Annotated in this window: 1 protein-coding gene and 1 pseudogene; both read left to right on the top strand. The window is 67.1% G+C overall.

Annotated features, from left to right (window positions below; all coding sequences use genetic code 11):
- Positions 1-80: pseudogene (locus ABZ646_RS47285) on the top strand (DNA-binding response regulator); the annotation flags it as partial.
- Between the two features lie 299 nt (positions 81-379).
- Positions 380-1,000 (top strand): aconitase family protein (locus ABZ646_RS47290; RefSeq protein WP_360534138.1); only part of this gene is annotated, 621 nt, incomplete at its 3' end.

The raw sequence follows: 1,000 nt of genomic DNA on the forward strand, positions 1-1,000 counted from the left end.
TGGTCGCGGCCGGCTCGGCGATGCTGCACCCCACAGCGGCCCGCCGCCTCATCGACCGCTACCATGCCACCACCCGGCCTTGTAGCCGTTGCGGGCCGGGAGGGCGAACCCCACCGGCTCTCCGCCGGACAGACTCGGCCGCACCATCTGTCCGTCCGCAGTCCCCGCGCGCGATCCGTCTACGATCACCGTCCCGTTCGCCGGGTGCGGCGCCCGGGCATGACCATCCGGCCCTGGTGTACTAGAGTTATCTCGACATCGAGATATCTGCCAGGCGCATCGGGACCGCCACCCGAGTAAGGGTTACCTAACTTAGCCTTACCTTAGTGGATCGGCCAAGTCGGCGTGGCGGCAGGATCATGGTGGTACGCGCACATCAATGAAGGAGACTGTCGTGTCGGCGAACAGCTTCGACGCCCGCAGCACGCTGCAGGTGGGCGACGAGTCGTACGAGATCTTCCGGCTGGACAAGGTGGAAGGCTCGGCTCGCCTTCCGTACAGCCTGAAGGTGCTGCTGGAGAACCTGCTCCGCACGGAGGACGGCGCGAACATCACCGCCGACCACATCCGCGCCCTCGGCAGCTGGGACTCCCAGGCCCAGCCCAGCCAGGAGATCCAGTTCACGCCCGCCCGCGTGATCATGCAGGACTTCACCGGCGTCCCCTGTGTCGTCGACCTCGCCACCATGCGTGAGGCCGTCAAGGAGCTCGGCGGCGACCCGGCGAAGATCAACCCGCTGGCCCCGGCCGAGCTGGTCATCGACCACTCCGTCATCGCCGACAAGTTCGGCACCAACGACGCCTTCAAGCAGAACGTCGAGCTGGAGTACGGCCGCAACAAGGAGCGTTACCAGTTCCTGCGCTGGGGCCAGACCGCGTTCGACGAGTTCAAGGTCGTACCCCCCGGCACCGGCATCGTCCACCAGGTGAACATCGAGCACCTGGCCCGCACCGTCATGGTCCGGGGCGGCCAGGCCTACCCGGACACCCTGGTCGGCACC

The organism is Streptomyces sp. NPDC007162, assembly GCF_040634175.1.
In the GTDB taxonomy this organism is placed as follows: Bacteria; Actinomycetota; Actinomycetes; order Streptomycetales; family Streptomycetaceae; genus Streptomyces.